This is a genomic window from Microcoleus sp. w2-18bC1 (assembly GCF_036700365.1).
GTDB lineage: Bacteria > Cyanobacteriota > Cyanobacteriia > Cyanobacteriales > Microcoleaceae > Microcoleus.
The window spans coordinates 40,113-61,807 of sequence record NZ_JAUBOS010000017.1 but is presented as its reverse complement, the minus strand read 5'-3'; the positions used below and the strand labels follow the sequence as shown (position 1 = coordinate 61,807).

12 protein-coding genes and 2 pseudogenes are annotated in these 21,695 nt (G+C 45.3%); 3 read left to right on the top strand and 11 right to left on the bottom strand.

The features are described from left to right. Together QT979_RS12350 and QT979_RS12345 are read right to left on the bottom strand one after the other, a co-directional pair. The coding region (locus QT979_RS12350; protein WP_333310201.1) for a DUF4347 domain-containing protein at positions 1 to 3,317 on the bottom strand (3,317 nt) is incomplete at its 3' end. A 331-nt stretch (positions 3,318 to 3,648) separates the two neighbouring features. Continuing rightward, on the bottom strand, positions 3,649 to 4,698 hold the full coding sequence (locus QT979_RS12345; protein ID WP_333310199.1) for a UPF0104 family protein: 1,050 nt from the start codon (positions 4,696 to 4,698) through the stop codon (positions 3,649 to 3,651). 384 nt (positions 4,699 to 5,082) lie between these two features. On the opposite strand from QT979_RS12345, the gene QT979_RS12340 reads away from it, so the two are divergent. Further along, positions 5,083 to 7,128 (top strand): S8 family serine peptidase, encoded by a 2,046-nt coding sequence (locus QT979_RS12340; RefSeq protein WP_333310197.1) that lies wholly within the window; start codon positions 5,083 to 5,085, stop codon positions 7,126 to 7,128. A 141-nt stretch (positions 7,129 to 7,269) separates the two neighbouring features. Here QT979_RS12340 and QT979_RS12335 read toward each other — a convergent pair whose 3' ends face one another. From QT979_RS12335 to QT979_RS12320, 4 genes are all read right to left on the bottom strand, one after another. After that, positions 7,270 to 7,749: a hypothetical protein gene (locus tag QT979_RS12335; RefSeq protein WP_333211385.1), complete on the bottom strand. Its 480-nt coding sequence runs from the start codon at positions 7,747 to 7,749 to the stop codon at positions 7,270 to 7,272. A gap of 175 nt (positions 7,750 to 7,924) precedes the next feature. After that, on the bottom strand, positions 7,925 to 9,595 hold the full coding sequence (locus QT979_RS12330; protein WP_333211386.1) for a glycosyltransferase family 39 protein: 1,671 nt from the start codon (positions 9,593 to 9,595) through the stop codon (positions 7,925 to 7,927). 132 nt (positions 9,596 to 9,727) lie between these two features. Beyond that, a complete protein-coding gene (gene pruA, locus QT979_RS12325) occupies positions 9,728 to 12,703 on the bottom strand; it encodes an L-glutamate gamma-semialdehyde dehydrogenase (RefSeq protein ID WP_333310195.1) in 2,976 nt (991 codons plus the stop codon). Positions 12,704 to 12,788: 85 nt separating this feature from the next. Then, the gene (locus QT979_RS12320; RefSeq protein WP_333310193.1) at positions 12,789 to 13,712 is read right to left on the bottom strand and encodes a hypothetical protein; all 924 of its coding nucleotides are present in this window, start codon (positions 13,710 to 13,712) and stop codon (positions 12,789 to 12,791) included. 239 nt (positions 13,713 to 13,951) lie between these two features. Here QT979_RS12320 and QT979_RS12315 point away from each other — a divergent pair. Continuing rightward, positions 13,952 to 14,473: pseudogene (locus QT979_RS12315) on the top strand (RNA-guided endonuclease InsQ/TnpB family protein); the annotation flags it as partial. 19 nt (positions 14,474 to 14,492) lie between these two features. Beyond that, on the top strand, positions 14,493 to 14,672 hold the full coding sequence (locus tag QT979_RS12310) for a hypothetical protein (protein ID WP_333310191.1): 180 nt from the start codon (positions 14,493 to 14,495) through the stop codon (positions 14,670 to 14,672). A 132-nt stretch (positions 14,673 to 14,804) separates the two neighbouring features. Here QT979_RS12310 and QT979_RS12305 read toward each other — a convergent pair whose 3' ends face one another. The 5 genes and pseudogenes from QT979_RS12305 to QT979_RS12285 form a co-directional block, all read right to left on the bottom strand. Further along, the gene (locus tag QT979_RS12305; protein WP_333310189.1) at positions 14,805 to 17,504 is read right to left on the bottom strand and encodes a protein-arginine deiminase family protein; all 2,700 of its coding nucleotides are present in this window, start codon (positions 17,502 to 17,504) and stop codon (positions 14,805 to 14,807) included. Positions 17,505 to 17,605: 101 nt separating this feature from the next. Beyond that, entirely contained in the window at positions 17,606 to 17,947 is a 342-nt protein-coding gene (locus QT979_RS12300; RefSeq protein ID WP_333163649.1) for a DUF5615 family PIN-like protein, read from the bottom strand. A gap of 3 nt (positions 17,948 to 17,950) precedes the next feature. Continuing rightward, positions 17,951 to 18,277, bottom strand: coding sequence for a DUF433 domain-containing protein (locus QT979_RS12295; RefSeq protein WP_333226816.1), 327 nt, complete (start codon positions 18,275 to 18,277; stop codon positions 17,951 to 17,953). A 56-nt stretch (positions 18,278 to 18,333) separates the two neighbouring features. Continuing rightward, complete coding sequence (locus QT979_RS12290; protein WP_333226814.1) at positions 18,334 to 18,660, bottom strand: DUF433 domain-containing protein; 327 nt, start codon at positions 18,658 to 18,660, stop codon at positions 18,334 to 18,336. Positions 18,661 to 18,680: 20 nt separating this feature from the next. Then, positions 18,681 to 20,941 (bottom strand): annotated as a pseudogene (locus QT979_RS12285) (type ISP restriction/modification enzyme). Between the last annotated feature and the right edge of the window lie 754 nt (positions 20,942 to 21,695).

Here is a 21,695-nt window from a genome sequence, read left to right as displayed (position 1 = left end):
GGTGGAGTCGGCGTCGGAGTTTCCCCAGGAGTCGGAGTTGGCGTCGGTGGAGTCGGCGTCGGAGTTTCCCCAGGAGTCGGCGTTGGAGTTGGCGTCGGTGGAGTCGGCGTCGGAGTCGGAGTTGGCGTTGGTGGAGTTGGCGTCGGTGGAGTTGGCGTCGGTGGAGTTGGCGTCGGTGGAGTCGGCGTCGGAGTTTCCCCAGGAGTCGGCGTTGGAGTTGGCGTCGGCGTCGGTGGAGTTGGTGTCGGTGGAGTTGGCGTCGGTGGAGTTGGTGTCGGAGTTAGTGGGTTGACGGTAATATCCACACGATCGCTATCGGTTTGAGCACCGCCTAATTCTGCCGATCCGCGATCGTTTGTCGTCAAAGTCAGCGTATCCGTTCCGCTAAAATTCGGATTCGGCGTATAAGTTAAACCCTCTAAAGCAGCATTAATATCAGCCTGTTTTCCCGTATAAATCAGGCTGTTGCTGCCATTCCCCGATCCGGTAACTCCCGTCAGCGACTTGAGTGTAAGAGTCCCGCTGGTAACGCTGAGATTAACTTCCACCGACTCGCTATCTGCATCCGATACAGAGATACTATTGCCGTTGCTAGCCGAGAAGATGCGAGGAGTATTTTGATTCGTCGTTTCTTTGCCGATATCGGTCGAAATGTCTACACTCCAACTGGCAATATTTCCGGGAGTAGTAGCATTGGAAGCTTTACTATTCTCTTGGTTGGCATCAACTGCATACAATTTCCAAGTGCCGTTGGGGTTAGTTTTATTAAAAACAGAAAGAGTCGAACCGTAAGGCCCTTCTGGTGCCCCTGTCGGTGTTGGCGTTGGCGTATCGTTATACAAAAAGGGATAAACATCAAGAAAACCGCTCAGTGAATAGTTGGTCGGTTTGTAAGTTCCTGAAGCGATAGTTGGTACTGTAACAAAAGGAAAACTAGAAAGAAAAGAGGCTGCATTATCATCCAACTTCAGCGTGACGTTGTTGAGTGGTTCAGATGGAACGTGAGACATTAACACCACATTTTGTCCCTCGGGCCCAACTAGCAAGAGGTTGATGTTCTGCGGTCCACCATTGGCAGAGTTAGAAGTTTGAACATTGTTGAGAGTGATGGTAACGCTGTCTACTTTTCCTGTTACACCTGAAACGTCAATAGCAGACGGATAGGGTGTCGCTAAAACGTTATATACGAAGTCTCCGCTGTTGAGGGTAATGTTATTCGGGTTAGTTGTAGTGGTTGTGGTTCTTCCCGGTATTGAATTAATAGGAGATTGATTGCGACGAGAAAATTCCGAGGTATCGCCTGTGGTTTTATTAGTAGCAGTAGCAGCTAGAACCTGTTTGCCTGCTACTGGAGTGTAGGCGAAGTTGATATTACCATTGCCAGCGCTATCTGTAGTAACGTCTTGGAAGCCGAGGAAAGTTTGACCTTGACCTGCGCCTGCGGGGTCATAACTGGTATTTGCAAAGAATTCGACGCGGAAATTGGCATTAGGAGTGCTGTTGAGAATGCCGCTAACTGTGTTGCCGCTAACTGAGGTCAGAACCGGGTAATTTTGCAGGTTGTTGCTGCCTGTATCGGCGTCGCCTAAATCGTTGGAAGTGACACCATTATTACCGATTAAGTCAATTCCTAATCGTTTGTTGTTAAAAACGCTATTGCCTTGAATAGTGTTACTGGTGGCATTTTTACTAGCAACCTCCATACCGCTGCGATTATTGTTAGCAATGATATTACCTTCTCCAGGTGCAGTGCCGCCGATAGTATTATTCGAGTTTTTGCCTAAGATAAAAATGCCATCACCCTTGTTACCTAAAGCTATTGTCCCCGTGGCATCAGTCCCGATGTAATTGCCAGTAATTTTGGTGTTGGTGACTCCCCCTGACCCTGGTCCAGCAATAAATATACCTCCAATACCTTCGTTGCCAGAAATGACGTTGCGCGAGATAATATTGCCTGTTATGGGGGTGACATTAGGAGGATTGTTTTGAGTGTAACTTTGGATTCTGAGCCCAGCTAAAGTGTTGGCTACAGCAGTCGTACCGCTAATATCAGTACCAATGTAGTTGTCTTGGATGGTATTGTTGTTAGTCTGTACTCCAATGCCGTGACCTAAGCCGGAATTTCCGCCCTTTCCAAATCCGTTAATAACCAATCCTTGAATGGTACTGCCACTGGAATCTTCTGCGCCACCAAAAGGGCTTTTGCCTAAATCTAAACCATTAATATAAGGAAAATTGGCAGATGAGGCTGGTTGTTGTACTAAACTACCCTTGAGTTCGATAAGGGGTTTGCCAGCATATCCTGGTTGAGATTTGCCATCGATAATAACTGGGCTGGTGATGACAGGTAAGGCTTGACCGAAAAGGTTAATGGTATAAGGGCCAGTACCGGGAATGTTAAAGTTAATTGTGTCTAATCCGGGATTGGAATTGGCTTGTTGGATCGCATTTCGCAGAGAACCCGTAGCGCCATCTAAAGTATCGGTAACAGTATAGGTAGCCAAAACTGACGCATAATTTTGCATCGCCTTTGAGTCGAATGCTAGGGGCGATTTAATGTTGCCGATTTTTTCTTCTAGTTCCCAGTTGCCACCTAATTTTGCACTCCCTGTGAGATGCTTGGATGCGGCGATATTTGCACCAGTGAGGGATGCAATGCGGTGGAGGAAGTGCTTACCATCTACGGCTTGTTCATCGAGTCCGCTGGAGGTTTCAATTCTCGTTTCACCAAAGTATTCTAAGGCTAGTTCGCCCTCGATTCCGCCGTTCGTTTCAACCCCCGTCTCATAGCAAAAATCCTCTAAAGAGGACTGTTTAATGAAATTGTTTTTAGTCGGTTTCAACCGACTTTCGCTTTGAGACAGGGAATTTATTCCCTGGCGGACTTTCTGACAAGCGCGGGATGCTGCTGCTACATTGCAGCCGTAAATCAGGATGTCTGCATCCAGAGTTAAAGCGCGTCGCCATTGCTGCAATTGCTGGCTATAAGCTTCGACGTTATCGACAGACAGTCGGGTTTTACCGAGTTGCAAGCTTCCTGGTTCGCCGTGGGAAACTAGATGAATGCTGTCAATATTAGTGCGATTCGCTAAGACTTCGCTAATTTGTTCGACTCCATCTCTGTGCGAGTCGATCACTATTGCTTCTACTCCAAATTTCACTCCATCTAGGAGATTTTGATAGTCTGCTACTGCCGTATCGATAAATACTATTGTACTGGGGTTATTGGGGATCTCGCTCTTTTCCCCAAAACTCCCATTGCCCGCGTTGATTTGATTCGGAAGTTCGATCGCTCTTGCTGATAAAACTGGCATCATGGCTGTGTACCCTATATCCTAAAGTTAACAATTTTTCATAAATCCAGGACAAGCACACCGGAACTAAAAAAACCGTTTTCTTCACGGTATAAATACCTAAAACTGTAGATTTTATGAGAGCAACTCGGTTTGTTTGCAGGTCTTAAATTTATGGATTCAGACTCTATTGTTTGTGGCTTTTTTTCTTAGCAGCTTAAACAAATGAGTTGAGATTTTTTTTATTGACTCAACTATACCAGCATACGTACGTATACAAAAAATCTTAATAAAAATACATATTTTCGAGTCCTGCTAATCGGGGCAAGTCCGCTGGCCTCATATATTTTCCCACTCACCGACTGTGCCGATCGCGCTGGCGATCGAGTTTAGCTAAAAATGCACCCGAAACATCCGCCACAATGCTAATTATCCGATACAAAGCCACGGCACCCAGAATTATACCCGTAGAAAAGCGATCGGAAAGCAGGGCGATCGCTGTTGCTTCAAATACTCCCATTCCCCCCGGTGCACCAGGCACAACTAAACCGACAACAAACGCAAAACAAAAAGCACCGAACAAGTTGGGAATATTGCTAAATTCCACCGGAGTTAAAGCCGTTACAGTTAGCAAAAACCCGCAGCCCCGCAACCCGATAAAACATATTTGTCCGATTAACGGCACTAAAGGATAGCGTTTAATTGGCAAATTAATTTTGCGGCTGGACTTGACATTAGATGTTTTTTTAGATATATTGGAGGTAGACTCTACACGAGAATTCAGTGGATCGCCCGCAGCCTCCCCTGTATTTAAATTTTCCCTATTATTCTTTGATAACTTCAACCGCTCTACAAACAGAACGATCGGATTTAAAATTCGGGGATGAATCGCCGTTAAAATAGCAGCACAACCAACAATCCGCAAAAACCAATTGAATTTGTCAAAACAAATCAACCCAATCAAAACGCCCGCAGAAGCCATCAGCAGCGGTTCCAGCAACACGCTGAGAGTAGCAGCTTTCGGGAAAATACCTGCTTTTTTGGCGTCCAATATTCTACCCCAAAAATGCCAAATATTCCCCGGCAAATACTTGGCAATATTAGTTTTGAGAAAAACTTGAATCGCCCAGGCCGCAGTTACAGGTTGCCGGAATTCCCGCAAAATCAACATCCACACCCAGCCGACAAAAATTAGAGAAAATAAAGTGACGCCAAGGGCGATCGCCAGCAACGGAAAACTTTCGGCTCGAATTTGGATATTCGCGACTTCTCGCCAGTGAGTTAAAAAAGCTTTGGCAATAAATAAAAACGTCCCGCCTAAAATCAAATAGCGCAAATAAGGTTTTAAATGCGATTTCGCGAGATTGAAAAAATTCTGAATTCGATGCAAGTGTTGTTTTCCCATTTTCTGATCCCGATTTTGAATTTGGGATTAAGTTATACTGTTTTAGATTTTATATTTTAGATGAGCCAAGGCAGAATTGTGGTTGATTTACACGGCATGATATGACGGAATAAATCAGTTTGACCTGAAATGTTGCACCATTGTCAAGAACGAGCTCTCCGGCCCGTTCCACAATAACTCAACATTTTTGTGGAACAGGCATCTTGGCTGTTCCTAAACAAGTAATTGAGAATGGTGTAACATCTCAGTTTAACCTAACCTATGGACACTTCTACAGACAGTCCGTAATGCCCGCCTTACAGACTATTTAAGGGATTTTTAACCACAAACTTAAATTTAAAATCTAAAATTTAGATCGATATACCTCACTAGGAGTACATTTCTATGCCCGGCCCGATCCCTGACGGTCTTTCCTATCTTTTAGATGATAGCCCCAATAGTTTCGCCTTGACTCCGGGCTTTTTGACTCCTTATCCTAACGGATTTTTTGCCCTCGGCGGCAACGATTTTATTGTCGGTTCGTCGGATGCCGAAATAATTAGCGGTGATAATGGTAACGATCGCATTCTCGGCGGTGGCAATTCCGATACGCTGTTCGGGGGTGCGGACAACGATGTGCTTAACGGCGGTGCCGGCGCAGACTTCCTGTTTGGCGATGTCGGCAGCGATACCTTGCAGGGAGGTAAGGGAGATGACGCCCTCAACGGTGACTCTGGCAGTGACGTTTTAGTGGGCGATGGTGGCAAAGATATGTTGACAGGGGGTTTGGGCCCAGATACCTTTGTCCTCCGCAGCAACTCCGCAGTCTCCGATCCGGCGGCTGCAGACGTGATTACTGACTTTAACAGTTTTGTGGATGCGATCGGACTGACTGACAATCTTACCGAAGCTGACTTGATTCTGGAAGAAATATCGATCGCCCCCGGTATTTCCAATACATTAATTAAAATTCGTCAATCCAATGCTATTTTAGGCTTGGTAGCCAACGCATCTCCACAAGACCTCGCCAATACATTCATCTCTGCAACTACCGTATTGGGCAACCAACTTGATCAAGCTCGCGATTTAGGCGTTTTGGGCGGCACTCAAACGATCGCAGACTCGCTTAGCAACGCCCGGCCAGACGGCCTTTACCGCTTTATTTTGCCTGCAACTAGCGACTTTAAATTAACTGTCAGCGGTTTGACGGCGGATGTTGACGTTGCTCTAATTAAAGATATTAACGGCGACAATTCTATTGACTTCACCGATATTATTGCTTCTTCTCAACAACCGGATTTATCACCGGAGTCGATCAACATCGACGGTTTAGCTGCAGGAACTTACTTTGTCCGAGTTTATCAATACCAAGGCAGTACAAATTTCTCCCTCAATCTGTCTGCAACTCCTGCAACTGTTTCTCCTAACAATCCTAGCAACTTGCAAGGTTTTGACTCTCGTTTTGGGTTCGGTTTGGTGAATGCAGCAGCGGCAGTTGCTAAAGCTCAAGGTACTGCAACTTTTCCTGATGTTCCCGACTTGGGTGGCGACGAGTGGGGCAGAGATTTAATTAAAGCTCCAGAGGTTTGGGCCCAGGGGTTGACTGGAGACGGAATTGTGGTGGCAGTTATCGATAGCGGTGTTGACTACAATCACCCGGATTTGACGGGGAATATTTGGAGTAATGCGGGGGAAACTGGTGTTGATGCGAGCGGCCGCAATAAAGTTAGCAACGGGGTTGATGATGACAACAATGGCTTTGTTGATGATTTCCGGGGATGGGATTTTGTCAACAACGATAATGACCCGATGGATGATAACAATCACGGCACTCATATCTCAGGTTTAGTTGCTGCGAAAAAAGATGGGGTTGGGATTACTGGAACTGCTCCAACTGCGAAGATTATGCCTTTAAAAATACTCGATAGGGTCGGGGTGGGTAAAATTCGGGATGAAATTAATGCAATTAATTATGCGGTGGCAAATGGAGCAAAGATCATTAATGTGAGTTTGGGTGGCCTACAGTTGAATGTTCAAGAATTGGATGCGATTCGAGTGGCTGAAGCTCAAGGCGTGATCGTGATTTCGGCGGCGGGAAATGATGCTCGCCCACAAGCAGATTATCCGGCTCGGTTTGCCAATGAGGTAGGAATTGCTGTCGGTGGTGTTACCCGAAATGGCTTGTTTGCAAATTATTCTAACCGGGCGGGTGCGGAGACAATTAATTACTTTGTTGCTGCAGGCGGCGACGCTGGCACGGCGGATTCTGGTGACATTTATTCAACTGTGCCACTTTCTCAACCGGGGATTCCTTATCGATATTTTGCGGGTACTTCAATGGCAGTGCCACAAGTATCCGGCGTGATAGCTTTGATGTTGCAAGCTAATCCGAATCTGACTCCTGCTGATATTAAAAGGATTCTTGCGGAAACTGCGAATCGAGCGGTTTGAATTGGATTTTGTGCGATCGCGATCTACAATCCTCAATCTTCTACCAATTATTAAAAGAAAACCGTGGGGACAGGGCAATGCCGTGTCCTACTCCCCGCACCGGACACGGCATTGCCCTGTCCCTACTTTTGAGAATTGGTATTAAAAATTGGCGGCGTAAGTTAAGTCAAATTGGCGGAGCAGAGTGATGCAGCAGTAGCTTGGTCGATCGAATACTAACTCGTAATTCATCTGGCCGTCTATTTTGGTGATCGGCTGCTTTAAAGGGATGCCCTGAATGTCGTATTGCCGGCGTTCTAAGGCACTCCAGTCGATAATTTTGAAGTCGATTTGGTTCTGTAACTCACTTGCGATGAGATATAGGTGCATCTTGTCTTGAACTTTCCCAGTCAAGGGAACTTTTATTAACACTGACTGGGTGACGAGGGGTTTTTGGTCGTTGGGATGCTTCTGGGTGTGGCAGCTTTTGAATTCTATATCGTAAGGTTCTACCTTAAATTTCTCTCCACTGGCGATCGCAGATGAGTGCAAATCTTTCAGGCACTTTTCAAGGTGAGGAATCAGCCCTAAGTCTGGATCACACAGCAGTTTACGAATGTTGGAGGTTTCAGTGACTGTCATTTGAGATTTTTGATGTTATTTTTTTATTCTTAACTTCTAGCTTACCACGAAAAGCCAACCTATCGAACTCTACTTGCGACATACTTCCATAAATGCCGTTTATAGGCAGATTTCGCAGTGAATAAGACATTTATTTCTGGGCAGCAAACCCGTGTTTTTTGCTTCATGTTTAAGATTATTTTTTGGTAATTTTCCACAGATTAAGCTCAACATTAGTGTCAGCCGGATCTATTTGATAGTTTTGTTGCTGAATTGCCAATCGCAAAGTAGAGGACGGTCTGTATAAAAACAACTCACTGAAACCGCTGGGAATTTGCGGGGGTTGGGGTTTTTTCTTTGCCAATTCTCGATTTTTGTAGCAAGATGTGTAACAGCGGGGTTCTATTAGCAGTTTGACTTTTGGTTCTAGGTAATAACTTAAAGGCATAATATATGCGATATTGGCATCGCTGATAAATAGGGGGTTGCTGGCTTGATTGACAACCCCAGCTACTTCCAAAGCACCCAACCAACCGCTTCCTTTATTCCACCAAATATCTGCTTGAGAACTAACTCCACCGGATATAATACCTGCGGAAAAAACTGTAACTATAACAATTTTCCACAGTTTTTTCTGTTGGAAGTTCTCCAAATTGTTACTAATTTTCGCAGACAGCAGGTAAGCCACTGCTAGCTGAATTCCCACATAACAAGGAACTAAATATCGCGGATTTGCCGATCGCCTTCCACCCTTGATTATATCAGGCACTGCTAAAAACAAAGCAGTTGTTGCAATTAATAACAATACAATCAACCACACTCGCTTTGGTGTTTGTCGGCATAAATAATAAATGGCATAGCCGACTAAAGCTAGAATCATGATACCAACTGGAATTAGCAAGGCTAGTTCTGTGGGGTTGGCAGTTCCATCAATGCCAATATCAAAAAATGCTATGCTTACGGAACCAACCCACCTGCTGACTAATCTTAAGTAATTTGTTTGTTCTGCCCATGCTGTTGTGCTTCTAACTTGATTGAAGTTTTCTACAGTATTTACCAGGGAAGGCATGAAGCCGATCAAAGCGATTAAAGATGCTACATAATAGGAAATGAATGTTTTCACATCGCGCCAGTTGGCAATAACTGCGACGTAAATTGCGTGGGCGGCAGCGACGCAGACAAATAACAAGTGGGTGTAGAATCCCAGTGTTGCTGTGCCTGCATAAAGCGCCCAGGAAAGAACGAGGGCGACAGCATTTTGATTTTGGTCAGAGCGCATTGCTCGCAGCAAGGCTGCACTGGATAAAATAGTAGTTAATGTCCACAAACTGTACTGTCTTGCTTCTTGGGCAAATAGGATGTGGTAGGGAGAAATTGCGAAAATTGCGATCGCCATCCACGCTACTGCTGAAGATTCAAATAACTCCCAAGCCAGCCAATAAATTGCGGGAAATACTAGCAGGCTAATCACGGCGGCCGAACTTCTCATTGCTGCAACGGAACTGCCGAACCATTGCGCCCAATATCGCGCTAGTACGTAATACAGAGGGGGGTGTTGGGGATCTTCTGTTGCTAAAGAATGTAGCGTGTCAGTTAAATTGTGTTCTGAATTTATCTGCTGATATTTTTGTAAATCCGCAGGCGAGGTTATTTTCTGGTACGAAATTTCTTTGATTATTTCGACTTCGGTGTAGCCAGAAACTCTCAAAGAAGTATATGTTTCGTCGATCCAGTAAAATTTGCGATCGAGATTGGCGAAGCGAAATAAAATACCGATGACTAATGCGGCGATAATTAAAAATCGCAGCCACTTGTCAAGTGCAGGGTTGTGAGAATTTAGTCGATCGCGATCTTTGGTAGATTCCATTTTATAACTAGCTAATCTCGCACAAATTTTTTCTGTTACCCCCCCCGTAGGGTGCGCCTAGCGCACCCTACTAACTTAACAGCTTAACAGCCAGAGAAAGGACTTCAGTCCTTAGTGCGAACAAAGGAATGATTAATCATCCACTCCTTCAATCGGCGCAAAACCCTGCCGCTGAATATTTTCGGTTATGGTGCGGGGTTCGAGGAATTGCAGCAAATAATCCGGGCCACCCGCTTTAGAACCAACTCCCGAAAGTTTGAATCCTCCGAAGGGTTGCCGCGATACCACAGCCCCGGTAATTCCGCGATTGATGTACAGGTTTCCGACTTCAAAATCGGATGCAGCTCGATCGATATGTGAAGGCGTGCGAGAATACAATCCGCCGGTTAAAGCAAAATTCGTGCCGTTAGCAATAACAATCGCTTCGCTGAAATTTTTTGCCCGAATCACCGACAAAACTGGGCCGAAAATTTCTTCTTGGGCGATAGTTGCTGTCGGCGATACTTCGGTAACAATGACTGGGCCGACAAAATAACCGGTTTCTGGTGCCGGCATTTCTAAAGCTATGTTAGCTTCGGCGCGACCTTTTTCGATGTATTCGCGGATGCGCGAATGGGCATTTGCATCGATCACAGGGCCGACTTGAGTGCCGGGATTTTCTGCTGGGCCGACATTGAGCGATCGCGTCGCTTCTACCAATCTTGCCACAAAATTATCGTACACTGATTCGACTACAATTACTCGCGAACAAGCGGAACATTTTTGGCCACTGTAGCCAAATGCCGAATAAACTACGCCTGCAACTGCTTGGTCTAAATCCGCACTTTCATCGACAATAATTGCATTCTTGCCGCCCATTTCCGCAATTACTCGTTTCAGGTGTTTTTGTCCAGGCTGCAAAATCGCAGCATCGGCATAAATCTGACAGCCCACTTCCTGAGAACCGGTGAAAGTAATCATGTGAACATCAGGATGTTTCACCATGTAAGCGCCGACGGTTGAACCTTTGCAAGGCACGTATTGAAATACCCCTTTGGGGATTCCGGCTTCTAGCAAAATCTCTGTGATTTTTGCTGCAATTACTGAGGAAACTTCCGCTGGTTTGAGCAAAGTACAATTACCAGCTACCAGCGATGCAACTGTCATGCCGACGGGAATTGCCAGGGGGAAATTCCAAGGTGAAATGATTAAAGAAATGCCGCGCGGCTGATAGCTGTAGCGGTTAGTTTCTCCGGGAATGTCGTAATTCTTCCCTTGTTCTAACCGTTCCATTTCGTCGGCGTAGTAGCGGCAAAAATCAATAGCTTCGGAGACTTCTGCATCGCATTCTCTGACAGGTTTGCCGACTTCAAACACCATCCAAGCTGATAGTTCGTGCCGCCGCTGTTCCATCAATTCTGCAGCTTTGCGGAGGACGCCGGCGCGCTGGCGGACGGGGGTTTTTCGCCAACTGGTGGAGGCTGCTTTTGCTGCTTCCAGGGCTTGTTTGGCCTGTTCTTCGGAAAGCAATCCGATGTTGCCAACTACTTCTGTAGGATTGGAAGGGTTGAGGGAATTAACTGTTGCTTCAGTATTTTGGTACTCGCCATTGATTAGGGGTAAATAGGTTTTACCTAAGTTAGCCCGCACTGATTTGATGGCTGTTTCTGCTTGTTGCCGCAATTTGGTATTAGCGTAGTCGGTATCGGCAACGTTGGGAAATACTTTGCTGTAAACTAGCTGGTCATTTCCATTAGCAACGGGCGCGGCTAACAATTGTTCGATCGGCATTTCTTCGGAACTTTGCCGGATGAAAGAACTGTTGGCGGTATTTTCCAGCAAACGGCGGATCAAATAAGCCATTCCCGGCAGCAAATCGCCGTAGGGGCAGTAGACTCGGACGCGATAACCCCGATCGACCAAAAGCTTAGCCAATTTGTCGCCCATGCCATACAGCACTTGCATTTCAAAGCGGCGGCGCGGGATGTTGAGAGTTTCGGCAATGGCGATCGCCCTGGCTTGCGATCGCACATTATGACTGCCAATAGCTGCATACAAATATTCGTGATTTTCGAGCAGCAACTGCGTCATCTGCTCGAAATTGGCATCGGTAGCAACTTTGTCATTGTAGACCGGCTGTGGCCAATCTTTCTGCATCGCTTTGATAGTTTCCTGATCCCAGTAAGCGCCTTTTACCAGCCGCACTGTTACTGGATTTCCGCGTTTTTTTGCCCAGGAAATCAGGTTTCGCAAATCTTGAGCACTGTCGCGCAAATATGCTTGCAATGTAATTCCAATATCCGTGCGACTGCGAAACTCTTCCTCTAACAATAAGTCTTTGAGAATGGTCAGAGTTAAACTTTTGTAAGCATACTGTTCCATATCGAAATGAACGGCCGCTCCCAATTCCTGCGCGCGGCGCAGTAAAATGCGAATTCTCTCGCTTACTTTCTCCTCACTACCTTTAGCATCCAACGGGTCAAACTGAGAATAAAAAGCCGTTAGCTTTACCGATACTTGCACTTGCGGCAGAGTTTCGCCGTCTGCTTTGTCAATTGCATCTACCTGCGGCCAATTCTTCGCTGCCTTCGCCAGTTCCTCCATCAATTCCAAATAGCGGTTAAGATAAATTTGCGCCTCAGTTTCAGTGATGACAGCTTCCCCCAAAAGGTCAACTGTAAAACCCATTTTATCTTTGCGAAGTCGCTCTAAAGTTTTAACTACCTGCTTGATATTTTCCCCAGAAATATACTTGTGCGCCAAAGTTTCCACCGCAGGCGCAACCGTCGTCGCCGCCAATTGTCCAGGAATCGAATCAGCGTTAGTAAAATTGAGCAATTTTTTCAAAGCTTCGGGCAATTCTACCTCTTGGGCCGTCAGGTATTCTTGCAAGTGGCGGGCAATTTCTGGCTTGCTGCGGAGGGCCGGCAAACAGTCGATGAATCGAAACAACTGCACCCGCAGTCCGGGGCTAGCCATAGCCCAATCCATTAGTTTGTCGTCCCAGCGCATTTGGTCTTGCAGTTGACCGAAAAAAGATCGCTTTTTGTCTTGAGTTGCCTTCAGTATTTCTTTGGCAATTTCTTGGGTTTTTGCTTCGTAGATGCTTGGAGATATTTGTGCAACCATTGGTAATTAGTAATGGGTAATTTGTAATTGGCAACCAGGGCGGGTTTATGTATTGTGTAACTACCCCCTGATACAATTATAGTTGCTATTTGACTTCAATCTTAACTTGGTAGTTTGCTTGGCGATCGCCTGAAATTTCAATAGTATAATCGCCACTACTGGCTAGTTGACCTTGCCACTGACCTGTGCTGTTAGCAGTACCTAAGTTTTCACCGTTAGGAGCACTAATTGCGGCGCTAACTTGACCTTCTTGAACATTAATTGTCATGCTTTGGCCGCTATTGCACTCCAGTAAGTAGCGCCTGGATAGGTTGGCTCGCAAACTATTGCTCAGAGTAGTTCCCGTAGCACCGGCTGGAAAGTAAACTCGCTCAGTTACAGGGGTTTCAACCGCAGCGGGAGTTGGAGTTGGAGAAGGCAACGGCAACGGCGACGGTGACGGCGAAGCAAGTTGCGGAAGTCCAGACAGAGAGGGTATTTGAGTGGGACGGGGCGACGGAGAGATTGTGGGGGGGAGTCCATTTCCAGGGGCTGGGGGAAGTCCGGGCCGGCGGTTGAGGGGCGCTGTTGCGACAGGGGGAGGGCTTTCGGGGAGGGGTACGTCAGCGGGTAGTTTGATTTGAAGGTTCGCTCTTTCCTGATACATTCTCCACGCTAGCAAACTGCCGAGACTCAGGACCGAACCGACTAACATTCCGCTGAGAAAAACTGCTAATATTTGCCACGAGCGAGCTGGTTTTGGTTCAGGGTTGGCAGTTGGAATTGTTGGAGGCGGATAACTTGCAAGTGGAGTTGTTTCCGGCGCGATATCGGCGGCAATTGGAATTGTTTCGGTTTCGTCGATTGGCGCTGAAATATCTTTGGTCGCGGCAATTTCAGCGGGAGTTTCTGCCGGTGCGGAAGTTGAATCGCCACTGGCAATTTCACTGCGCTCGAACTCATCGCTGGCAGTGGAAATTGTTTCCGGTTGCTGAGTCAAAATTTGTTTTTTTTCCTGTTCGTCGCTCATGGGGCTAAATTTATTTTACCTTTAATGTCGAAAGAATGCTCACACCGTACCGTAGGTCGGTGTTGAGATGAATGGAGACCAACAAATAAACGCGCGGAGCGCAACCTTATGGTAAAATAAAGCCATAAAGTTAATCACTTGGTCATGTTTGTACTCGAAGCCAAACTCAGAGGTTCGACAAGACAGTTTGCCATCATCGACGAGATGATACGCACGGCTGGCTTGGTCAGAAACAGTGGGTTAATCGCAAAAAGAAAGGCTCCAACAAGCGTAAAAAAGCGATTAACAAACTGGGAAAAAAACACCTGAAAGTCTCTCGCCAGCGTAAAGACTTTGCCGTGAAATTGGCAAGGTGCGTGGTTAAATCTAGCGATTTGGTGGTGTTTGAAGACTTGAAGGTGCATAACATGGTTAAAAACCATCGCCTTGCCAAAAGTATTAGTGATGCGGCTTGGAGACAATTCTTTGAATGGTTGGAATATTATGGGCAAGTATTCGGCAAAATTGTCATTACCGTGCCTCCTCAATACACCAGCTCTGAATGCAGTTCTTGTCATCGAATTGTCAAAAAGTCTCTGTCCCAAAGAACTCATGTCTGTCAATGTGGATTGACTCTGGATCGGGATGAAAATGCTAGTCGCAACCTTTTGGCAAAAGGATTGGAAATTGTGAGTAGGGGGGGACACTCCCGAATTAACGCTCAAGGACATTTGAACCTCTGTCAAATAAGTGAAAGCTTGCTTGATAAGTTTGGTGGTTGATTTGGGAACCCCACGCTGTATGCGACAGCATCAGCGTTGGGAGGATGTCAGAAAGACCGCTTTTAGACATTTTACGTTACTGGTGCGATCGCCTGCACTGCACCCATACGGCACGGCTATTGACAAAATGCCGTCCGTGTCGATCGAGAAATCTATCTGCTGGGGCGATCGCAATTTACCAATTTTTGGTAAATATTGAGCACAAATTGCGATCGCAACTTACTATAGCAATCCTAAATCATTTGTGAATTTCTTACTCCCTCCCCTTGGTAAGGGGAGGGTTGGGGTGGGGTAAAAAATTTACGACTCATTTAGGATTGCTATACCGGACTCAATTATTAGGCAAAGACTGCCAAAAAGGCCGCTCTTCTGGCTTCCTCACAGTATTCGTCGCCGACTGCACGTTTCCTTTCAATTCTTGATAATACCTGTCATCCAGAAAACTAACACTGACGCCAGCAGGAAGCAGCAGTTGGCGCAATCTTTCCTGAGTGTAATCTACACCGTCAATCATTGGCCCGCGCGGATTTGAAACTAACAACTTGCCGTTAACTGGCACCGAATTGACCATATTCGGCCACCAAGCATAACCGCTGTAGCCAAACATCACCGGAACTTGAATAATTTGGTCGTCTTCGAGTAAAAACTCTCTTTTCAACTTCTCTATAATCGGATTAAGTTTCTGATTTTGCAAATAGAGATTGTGTTGAATTAAAGCGCGATTTTGCAAGGCGTCGCTGACAGTTGTTTGAGTGCTCAAACCACGATTGATCGCCACATCGCCGTAACCTCTTCCCTCCAATTCTTCCAACAGCTTAACTCCGGCTTCGGGACTGGCGATCGCCATTACATATTGTCCGGGAGTTTGAGTGGGAATAAAATTGATAATTTCATCGACTTGGCGAGTCAAAAGCCAAGAAGTATCAATATCCACTGGGGGTCCTTGAATTCTCTGAGCTTGAATAAAATCAAGTACCTCTGGATTAAAACTAGCATTTCCCGAATTCCCATAATAAACTCGACCCATTGGGTGTCCGGGAATCGGCGGTGTCACCTGCAAGTTGCCGTATCCGTCAGACCACTGACTTACAGGGTCTAAAGAACGTGGATTGCCAATTTTTACTACTTTCCAATCCCGGTTTTGAGTTGATTTAATAGGCGGGTTTTTCTCTGGCTCACTATTGCTTTTTAGGGCTACATTAAACTGGCGTATCTCCGATTCTTCAGGGAGTTGAACGAATCCGTTTTTCTGGGTATCTTGCATCCAAGTGCGATCGCCCTGGAGAATTTTTACTTTCGCGCCCGTGGGTTCTACTGCTTGTTTTAGTTGCGAGATAAATTCGCTGTTTACCGAGCCTCTGTCGCTGACCTGAACTTCGGTTACTGGTGCTGTATTGGGCGCTATCATCCAAGGGCTAACGCCCATTTGGATTGTTGTGGAGACGATTTCTTGACCGTTGTTTTGGGCAGTTGCTTTGAGATTAACAGTGCCGTTCCAATTGCGATCGGCAAATTGTTTGGCTTCCACACCTAAAACAATATTCGTGCTAAAAACTAGAGGTTTAGCACCGGATATATCTACAGGTTGCCAGCCGTCGCCCGTCTTCTGGAAAACGCTGATGTGAGGGCTAGCAATGCTATCAGCCGTGATAAATAACTGAGAGGTTTTGAAGTTCTCAGACAGTGTTAAGTTAACTTGAGAAAGCATTGCTGCACGGCGGGGAGCGCTAACTTTCGTTTGTTTCCAAGTCGGTATCTTGCCGCGATCGTTATTGCGATCGTTAAATAAAATTAGCGCGCCCTTGGACAAAGACCATTGTTCTTTTCCGGCGTCGTCTTGCTCGTTAATTTGGCCATCTCTGTTAGTATCTCCCGCAAAGAAAAAGTTCGACGGGGACGCAGCAGGCGTAACTAGGGCGGGAGTTGGTGTTGCAGTTGATTCAGGAGTTGGTTGAGAAGTTGCTTGCTGATTTCTCTCTAACTCTTGTCTTTCAAGTTCTTGTCTGGCTAATTCTTGTCTGGCTAACTCTTGCCTTTCAAGTTCTTGTCTGGCTAACTCTTGCCTTTCAAGTTCTTGTCTTTCAACTTCTTGTCTGGCTAATTCTTGCCTTTCAAGTTCTTGTCTTTCAACTTCTTTTCTGGCTGCTTCTTGCCTTTCAAGTTCTTTCCTAGCTAACTCTTGCCTTTGGAATTCTTGCCTTTCAAGTTCTTTTCTGGCTAACTCTTGCCTTTGAAATTCTTGCCTTTCAAGTTCTTTTCTGGCTGCTTCTTGCCTTTCAATTTCTTTTCTAGCTAATTCTTGCTTTTCAAACTCTTGCCTTTCAATTTCTTTTCTAGCCCGGTCTTTTTTCTCTTGCTCTTTTCTCTCTATTTCTCGACGAGCAAATTCTTTTTTCTCTTGCTCTTTGCGGGCTCGCTCTCTTATCTCTTCTTCCTCTGCTATAATTTTCTCAATAGAACGTGCAACTTGCATTTCATAGGTAGCGACACTGAGGTTTCCTTGGTATTCGATGGTTTTGTCGATCGCCCCATCGGCCAAAAAAGAATCGTGAGGAATGAGTCGCAACGTATTGATAGCCAACTGCCACAGCCGCTGGGACTCTTCCCAAGTAGCAGAAGAAGGATTAGAAGTGCGTCCAATTAAGACTGCTTGGGCGGCTAATTTAGCAGCATCGTCCCAATTATATTTGGCTCTTTCTTCTATTTGAATCTGACTTTGAACGTTTTCGAGTTGCTGCGTCAGAGTTTGGGATTGCTGGCGGTGGATTGCTGATTTCCAAAGTTCAGCAGGAAACGGGGCGCTGTCGGGATTTTTGGCAAGGTTATCTAATTGTACTTTCAGGCGATCGCGCAATTTGTAGAGTTCGGAAAGGGATTGCGGATTTGCGCCCTCTGACTGTCGCCCGGAGAGTGCGAGTTGGTAGTTTAGGGAAGGTTGAGCCACTGTTGTGGGGACTGCAACCCAAATAATACCGATGACGACACCGAAACCATTGACGATCGCGATCGCAATATATCGAACCCAGCGCATATAGTTTATCCTCAGACACGCCAATAATTTTACCTAATATTGGGAGCAATTGGGGATTTAATTATAGGGTTTTTGGGGCGGGAAGGGCGATCGGCTTTTTTTCATGTCGAAGGACGGTTAACTCGAATCAATTTACCGTTCAAAGTATCGATCGCAGAAATAGCCTCATTAATTCGGGTCGCCTGTCTTTCCCAGTTGCTATCTTGAGTACAAATGATAATACCAGCATGGTTGGGTTGTGAGCGATGCAGTCGAATGAAATCCCCTCGATTGAGAGTCAAAACTGCTCGCTCATTACTCACTGCAAAAGCCAATACATCCTCATCAGGAATTCCTAATCCTGCGTTTCCGGCTTCTTGAACTGTTAATACATCGTGACCTAAAGGTCGAAGAAACTCAACTACTGGCAACGGATACTGTTCGTCTGCATAAAGTCGCGCCATGTTTTAGGCTTCCTCATTTTCTCTAATTGCTTGTTCAATTTCTTCTGGGTAAGCATCAGCATAAGCCCAAGCATTGACTAAATCAGCCGCAGTCAAATGGGGATAGCACTTAAAAAGTTCCGCATCGCTGCATCCGAGACGGCGATAACCCACCAGTACCCAAACTTGTATGCGAGTATTGCCGACACAGGCATCCCCTCCACAGACACCGGGAGTCTTTTTAATGCCTAAAGAACCGTTGGTTAAATTTTGAGTTAGGATACTGATTAGTTTAGCTTTATCAGCGAGATTTAAGGTTAAGACTTGAGTTTCTAATTCTTGTATAGTCATAAGTGCGATCGCTCGGATTTGATATTAGTTAGATTATAGCAAATTCGCGCCATGTTTTAGGCTTCCCCGTTTCTAGCGATCGCAGCTTCAATTTCCTCTGGGTGGGCCTCAGCATAAGCCCAAGCATTCGCCAAATCTGCTGCACTCAAATGAGGAAAGTCTTGCAAAATCCGCACATCACTTGCACCCAGAATGCGATAATTTACCAGCGACCAAATAGGTATGCGAGTCTTGGCAATTCTAGCATCCCCACCACACACGCCGGGAGTTTTTTCGATTCCTTGCCAAGTATTGCTTAAACTTTGAACTAATAGCTGTATTGCCTGAGTTTTTTCAGCGGGAGTTAAGGCAAGGAGTTGTTTTTCTAATTCTTTCAGTGTCATTTTTTACGATCTCATAAACTTTACTCTATGGGAAAACCAGGAATCAGTAGATCGATTTCTACCATCAGTTGCATGGTTTCTTTGAGCGCAACCACCACCTTTTGATAGTGCAGTACATCATCAAAGGATAAAGTGCGTTTGGCTTTCTTACGGTCTTTGAGCCATTTGTCTAAAACCTGATAACCGCCAATTTTAAACTCCCAAACTTCGGGGCGATGCCTTCAAAATAGCGGGTTTTGTTGATATAAACTCGTTGTTCTGCGGGTTTATAGGTAACTTCGGTAACGGCATTGTCACCATCGCCACTCATTTTAGTAATCAGCTTATTCAGCTTTTTCGATTTCATCAGGTGCAGGTCTACCAATGCCTGACCTTTTGCACCCAAGTCTTTGAATAGCTGGTCGTTGCTGGTCAAAGGCACACGAGGAAAGTCGATTTTGAGGAATTCGGCGTAGCGTTGGCGATAGGTGGGGCTATGGAAGATGGCGTAGATGTAGTAAAAGATGGCTTCTGGTGTGGGAATGTAGCCAAGTATGTGTCGAATTAAATCTAAAAATTTTTGAGATAAATTTGGCTTGCATTTCTCCTCTAAAAGTGATTGTTGAGGATTGTCCTCGTCAGGATATAGATAAAGAGGAGCTAAAGCCATCGTACCTTTATTACTGTAAAAAGCTCGATTATCTACAGCGTGATTGGCCACTGTAAAATGGCTGTAATCCTCTTGAAGTGCTACTTGTCGCATAAAGATCATGCCTAAATTTTCTTTTGAAATAATGTGACGCATCACATCATGCCTTGAGCGCTCTACTAAATCCTCATGAGAATAGTAAAAAAGAGTATCAAAAGGTCGATAAAGGCATTCAGTAAAATAGTTCTCCCACTCAGTATCTGCTGCTAGTGAGCGTCGTTTTTCACTTAATTTCCAGCTCCCTGTATCGGGAATAAAATATTTCTCAGCTACCTGTTGGTTTGAAATAGTTAAATCTCTAAATTCTTTTATGCGCTCATACAGCGCTGTCCGTTCAAAATCAAATACAAAATGATCTCGATGAGTTTTGACCCCTGTGGAGTTAACTGGCATAATTTCTGTAATTTTCCACCCTGTATTATATTCTGCTAGTAAATCAGTATTTTGAGGACTGAATAAATAGAAGGGTAATTGAGGTGCGATCGCTTTCCAATCAACATCGTCAATACAACTTTGATTCAAAATTTCATATTTAGTCGCTCGATCTCCCCAAAGATCAGCATGATGAACATTAGCTGCACCCGTCTTTCCAGGCTCTTTAATAAAAATTCCAATACTAACACCCTGCTGAATATCAAAAACGTTTTGATCGGGAGAACCATCGGGAGAAATTTCTTTTCTTTTAGAATTACCGTGTAAATCCAAGAGATAGATATCTGTAAATGTTTTCATCAAATTCTGACGCATCCCTCGAAATGTTGGATTATCGAGATAACCATGATTGGTAATGAACGCTAAAACGCCATAACCGGTTTCACTGACTCGCCACTGCCCAAAGCGAATGAATTTTACATAATCATCTTGCAAATATTTGGGATTTTTTTCTCCGAGCGGTAAACCGTTCACATAGTAATAATCGCGAACTAAACCAGCGATCCACTCACTTTTATTTGCCGAATGTCCTGAATAGGGCGGATTGCCCAACACCACCATCACAGGTGTATCTCGTTTTACCGTCGAAGCTTCATTTGCTTCTTGTGCGACAAACTGACCAAACAAAATCTCTGACTTTTTCATTGCCTCATCTAGCGTATTGGTGAGGTAAATGCCTAATCGTTGTTTGCCCTTAAATTTGTAACCAAGCTCTTGAAGTTCTAGCCCTAGCTTGAGGTGAGCAATGGCATAGGGAGCCATCAATAACTCAAATCCAAACAACCGATTCAGCAAATTGTCTCGCACATAGCTATCCCACTGATTCGCCATGCCAATTTCTTCTAAATTGCGGTAAATTTGCTTCACCACTTCATACAAAAACGTACCCGTACCCGTTGCAGGATCGAGAATTTGCACTTTCGGCTTTTGTGTTACTGGATCTTTGGCGTTATCAGCTAATCCCAATGGCAAATCGAAGCGGTCTTTGAGAATGGCATCAACCGATCGCACAATAAACGACACCACAGGTTCCGGTGTGTAATAAACGCCTCGACTCTTCCGCAGGGCTGCATTGTACGCCGCCAAAAACGTTTCATAAAAATGTACCACCGGGTCTTCTTGACGAGTGCGCTGCCCAAAGTTTTCAAGAATGCTGCCCATATCAACCTGAGACAGCAATTGCACCAAATCGTCGATCGCCCAATCGATCTGACTGACTGCATCCGTTTCGACGATCGTATTAAACAATCGCTTCAAAAAAGGATTCGTTGCTGGAATATACGTGCCAGCCGTGCGCCGAGTAAACGGTTCACTCCCTGGATTTTGAGCATGACCAACTCTTGCCGCAAATAACCCATAAGAAATCGTCTGAGCATACATATCAGCAAAGTCAGCATCATTCAAATCGGGCAACAAGACCTCACTAAAGCCCTGTTTCAGTTGATGCAATTCGCCGTCTTTCCTTTCTCCCTCCAGCGCAGTTGTTGTTGCTAACCGAATTGCCTTCGTCAACCTCGCCATCTGTCGCGCCAGGTCTTCAGGACTGCTGATAATCTCGCCTGTATAATTGATAAACTGATCTAGCAGAGCCGCAATCTTTTCTGTAGCCCTTACTTGCAGCTTATTCTCATTACGATCTGCTAAAATTTCCTTCTGCCTGCGCTTCCCATTCACATACCAACGAAACTCTAAATAATTAGTCAATACTAGATTCGGAAACGCTTCTATATACCGCTGCAATTGCTCCGATTTTTCTATCTGATCCAGGTCTAGCCCAACGTCTTTGGCTTCTACATAACCCACCAGTAGTTCCCGCCGCCGCACGGTAAAGTCTGGAATCCCTGCCTTGTTGCCTTTTTCTTCAATGACGGCATCAATGCCCTTGTCTGAGTCATCCAGCAAATTTTTCAGCGCT

Bases quoted from the DNA above. Each gene is read 5' to 3' on its own strand.
- QT979_RS12335 (WP_333211385.1), bottom strand. From the start codon at position 7,749: ATGACAGTCACTGAAACCTCCAACATTCGTAAACTGCTGTGTGATCCA.
- QT979_RS12330 (WP_333211386.1), bottom strand. From the start codon at position 9,595: ATGGAATCTACCAAAGATCGCGATCGACTAAATTCTCACAACCCTGCA.
- pruA (WP_333310195.1), bottom strand. From the start codon at position 12,703: ATGGTTGCACAAATATCTCCAAGCATCTACGAAGCAAAAACCCAAGAA.
- QT979_RS12305 (WP_333310189.1), bottom strand. From the start codon at position 17,504: ATGCGCTGGGTTCGATATATTGCGATCGCGATCGTCAATGGTTTCGGT.
- QT979_RS12295 (WP_333226816.1), bottom strand. From the start codon at position 18,277: ATGACTATACAAGAATTAGAAACTCAAGTCTTAACCTTAAATCTCGCT.
- QT979_RS12345 (WP_333310199.1), bottom strand. From the start codon at position 4,698: ATGGGAAAACAACACTTGCATCGAATTCAGAATTTTTTCAATCTCGCG.
- QT979_RS12340 (WP_333310197.1), top strand. From the start codon at position 5,083: ATGCCCGGCCCGATCCCTGACGGTCTTTCCTATCTTTTAGATGATAGC.
- QT979_RS12290 (WP_333226814.1), bottom strand. From the start codon at position 18,660: ATGACACTGAAAGAATTAGAAAAACAACTCCTTGCCTTAACTCCCGCT.
- QT979_RS12310 (WP_333310191.1), top strand. From the start codon at position 14,493: ATGCGACAGCATCAGCGTTGGGAGGATGTCAGAAAGACCGCTTTTAGA.
- QT979_RS12320 (WP_333310193.1), bottom strand. From the start codon at position 13,712: ATGAGCGACGAACAGGAAAAAAAACAAATTTTGACTCAGCAACCGGAA.
- QT979_RS12300 (WP_333163649.1), bottom strand. From the start codon at position 17,947: ATGGCGCGACTTTATGCAGACGAACAGTATCCGTTGCCAGTAGTTGAG.